Annotated in this window: 4 protein-coding genes; 2 read left to right on the top strand and 2 right to left on the bottom strand. The window is 75.8% G+C overall.

Features of this window, described 5'->3' with window-relative positions:
- Positions 1–145: 145 nt before the first annotated feature.
- Both L1885_RS26075 and L1885_RS26070 read right to left on the bottom strand, forming a co-directional pair.
- Positions 146–337, bottom strand: a complete 192-nt coding sequence (locus tag L1885_RS26075) for a hypothetical protein (RefSeq protein ID WP_235799621.1) — start codon at positions 335–337, stop codon at positions 146–148.
- 111 nt (positions 338–448) lie between these two features.
- Complete coding sequence (locus L1885_RS26070; protein ID WP_235799620.1) at positions 449–1,216, bottom strand: MerR family transcriptional regulator; 768 nt, start codon at positions 1,214–1,216, stop codon at positions 449–451.
- A gap of 170 nt (positions 1,217–1,386) precedes the next feature.
- Here L1885_RS26070 and L1885_RS26065 point away from each other — a divergent pair, with 170 nt between their 5' ends.
- Entirely contained in the window at positions 1,387–2,667 is a 1,281-nt protein-coding gene (locus L1885_RS26065) for an ATP-binding protein (RefSeq protein ID WP_235799619.1), read from the top strand.
- Between the two features lie 155 nt (positions 2,668–2,822).
- A complete protein-coding gene (locus L1885_RS26060; protein ID WP_235799618.1) occupies positions 2,823–3,050 on the top strand; it encodes a helix-turn-helix domain-containing protein in 228 nt (75 codons plus the stop codon).
- Positions 3,051–3,207: the final 157 nt, after the last annotated feature.

Genomic DNA, 3,207 nt, shown 5'->3' with positions numbered 1-3,207 from the left:
GGGCTGCCCGCCGGCGGCGGGCGGCGGCCCTCGCCGCCCTCGTCGTAGCCAGCCCGGAGCGAACCCGCCGCGCGCGGCACTTCGCGCACGGACACCGGCCACCCGCGTCCGGCCTTCGCGGGGGCGCGACCGGGTGGGCCCCGGCTCAGGCGGAGGAGCGCGGGCTCCCCAGGCGTACGAACGCGACCGCCGCGTGGAGTGCGACTGGGACCGGCAGGGCGGGAAGGACACCCCACGGAAGGGCGCCGAACACGACGAGCACGCCGATGCCTGCGGCCGCGAGGAGGGTGGGGAACGTCGAGATCAGGGCGATGCGCGTGCGGGTCGTGATCGGCACGGGGTGCCTCCTCTTCGGACGGGCGGATGGGGTGAGTCGGTGGGGGCGGCGGCATCGCGTCGCCCGGGGACGGGTCCGCATCCAGGACCTGTGCGGGGGCGGGCCCGCCGCTCAGGCCGGGGCGTCGCGCGCACGGTCCAGGTAGTCCGCCAGCGCGCGCCACGCGTCCGACGGAGTGTTCCGCTGTCCGGACATGGCGGCCGGATCCTCCCGCCAGGCGGCCCTCACCCCGGCGGAGATGCCGGCGTCGCCCCCGCTGAAGAGCGCGCCGAGCTCGTCCATCCGGGCCGCCAACCGTCGGACGCGCCGGTCGGACGGGGGCGTGCCCGCCGCACGGAGACGCTCCGCCCTGCGGTACAGCTCGGGCCACTCGACCTCCAGCAGGTAGTGGGCGGCCGGCCCGAGAGCCGCCCCGCGCTCGCGCAGCGACGCGCGCCGGTCCTCGTCGAGATGCCGGCCGAGCACCTCCTCGGCCTCCGGTCCCGCGCGGCCGGCCGCACGAACCGCGTCCAGCAGCGCGGCGCTCGTCGGGGTGCCGTCCGCGGCCAACTCGTCGCCGAGCCGCACCAGGCGGTCCCGGAGGGCCCCGAGCGCCGCGATGGACGCCTCCACTCCGGCCACGTGGTCCCGGATCAACCGGGCGGGATCGACGCCGGAGTCGAGGCAGGCGCCGATGGTCTCCAGGCCGAGCCCCAGGCCGCGCAGGGCCAGCACCTGGTAGAGGCGCACGAGGTCGTCCTCGGTGTAGGCGCGGTGCCCGCCCGGGGTGCGCCGTGACGGGCTGAGCAGCCCGATGGTGTCCCAGTGGTGGAGCGTGCGCACGGTCAGCCCTGCGGCCTCGGCGAGCGGGCCCACCTTCCAGGTCGGCGAAGAGGTCATGGGGCCACCATGCATCCTCACGCCGCGTGAGGTTCAAGCCCCGGCCGCGAGCAGGTGCCGGTGCCGGCGACGGGCGGGGCAGGGGGCCGTGCCGCCCGTGCGTTCGACGCCCGCGGGGACGGCGCGGACAATGGGGGAATCGGACATGTCCGGCGTGCAAGGTGGTGCGGATGCCGATCTGGCGACTGCGGGACTTCCGCGACGACGACCTCGACGCGGCCATCCAGATATGGGACAGGGACCGGCCGCCGGACGCGGCGCTCCCCGTGTTCCCCGTCTCGGAGGTCATGGCCATGGCGCGGACCGGGGCGCCCGCCGTGGTGGCCGTCGTCGGCGACACCCTGGTCGGCATGGCCGTGGCCCAGGACCAGGGGGAGCGGGCGTGGATCACCCTGGTGGCACTCGACGCGCGATGGCGCCAGCACGGGGTCGGCAGCGCCCTGATCGCGGAGCTGGAGCGGCGCCTGCGGGTCCGCGGGGTGCGCCGCATCGGCGCGCTGCTCGCGCCGGGTGCCGCCGGCAGCGAAGCGCTGGAGGAGTCCGGCTACCGGGCCCGCAGCGGTCTGACCCTGTACGAGAAGGTCGAGCACCTCGGCGCGAGTGACGCGGGGCTGCTCGCGGAACTGGGCGGGCGGGTGCTCCCGCAGGGCCTGTGGGACTCCCTCGCCGGCATGACGCGCGAGAAGGGCGCCATCGAGCGGCGGATCGTGCTGCCGCTCGCGGAGCCCGCGCTGGCCGACCGCTACGGTGTCACGCCCCCGAAGTCGGTCATCCTCTTCGGGCCTCCCGGCACCGGCAAGACCAGCTTCGCGAAGGCCGTGGCCTCGCGGCTGGAGTGGCCGTTCGTGGAACTCTTCCCCTCCCGCCTGGCGGAGGACGCGCCCGGCGGTCTCGCCACCTCGCTGCGTGAGGCGTTCGCCGACCTCGCGGAGCTGGAGACCGTCCTGCTGTTCATCGACGAGGTAGAGGAGATCGCGGGGGTGCGCTCCGGGCGGGCCGTCGACCCCGGCCACGGCGTCACCAACGAACTGCTCAAGCTCATCCCGGGCTTCCGCGACCACGACGGGCGCCTGCTGATCTGCGCCACCAACTCCGTGCGCTCCCTCGACCCCGCGTTCCTGCGCCCGGGGCGCTTCGACTACGTCATGCCGGTGGGCCCGCCCGACCCGGCGGCGCGCTCGGCGATCTGGCGGCGCTACCTCGGCCCCACCGCCGGAAGCGTCGAGATGTCCCGGCTCGTGGAGGCCAGCGAGATGTTCACGCCGGCCGACATCGAGTCCGCCGCCTTCAAGGGCTCGCACGCGGCGTTCGAACGGGAGGTGGTGGAGCGCCAGGACGTCCCGGCCACGACGGAGGACTACCTCGTCGCCGTCGCCGACACCCGCCCCACCCTGACCGACCAGGCGATCCGCGAGTTCCGGGAGGACATCGAACGCTACGAGCGCAGGTGAACCGCCCCGCGGCGCGGGTGCCTCCGGGGCTCTCCGCGCGCCGCGGCCCCGGACCTCCGCGCCCGCCCGCCCCGGAGGCAGGAGCGGGCACCGCCACTCCGAAGCCGGACCGGACCCGCGCCCGACCGGCGCCCGACGCACGCCGAGGACCCGACATGGAGCACGACTTCAGCGCACGCATCACCGCCCGCCGCATGGAGCTGGGCCTCACCCGCGAGGAGGTGGCCCGGCGGACCGGCATCCGGCTGACCTACATCGAGCATCTCGAGCAGTCCCACGAGATGCCGGACATGGGCTTCCTGGTCCGGCTGGCCGAGACCCTGAGGACCTCGATCGCCTATCTGACGGGCAAGGAGAACGCGCCCCCGGACGCGAGCGGCTGACCGGGAGGAGAGCGGCTCCGACGAGAGCGGCTGCCCGGGGCGGGGCGGTCGCTCGGGGCGGGGCGGCTGCCCGGCCGCGCCCGCCCCCGCCGTTTCCGGTCCGGCGCGGCCGCCGCGCCCGGCCCCCGGTCGATCAAGACCACCGCCAAGGCGTACG

It is taken from the genome of Streptomyces fuscigenes (assembly GCF_021556455.1).
In the GTDB taxonomy this organism is placed as follows: domain Bacteria; phylum Actinomycetota; class Actinomycetes; order Streptomycetales; family Streptomycetaceae; genus Streptomyces; species Streptomyces fuscigenes.
Note: the sequence above shows the minus strand (reverse complement) of the source record. Positions and strands in the feature narration are given on the sequence as shown.

What these genes read in the sequence shown, in the direction of transcription:
- L1885_RS26070 (WP_235799620.1), bottom strand. Translation starts at nt 1,216, where the DNA reads ATGACCTCTTCGCCGACCTGGAAGGTGGGCCCGCTCGCCGAGGCCGCA.
- L1885_RS26060 (WP_235799618.1), top strand. Translation starts at nt 2,823, where the DNA reads ATGGAGCACGACTTCAGCGCACGCATCACCGCCCGCCGCATGGAGCTG.
- L1885_RS26065 (WP_235799619.1), top strand. Translation starts at nt 1,387, where the DNA reads ATGCCGATCTGGCGACTGCGGGACTTCCGCGACGACGACCTCGACGCG.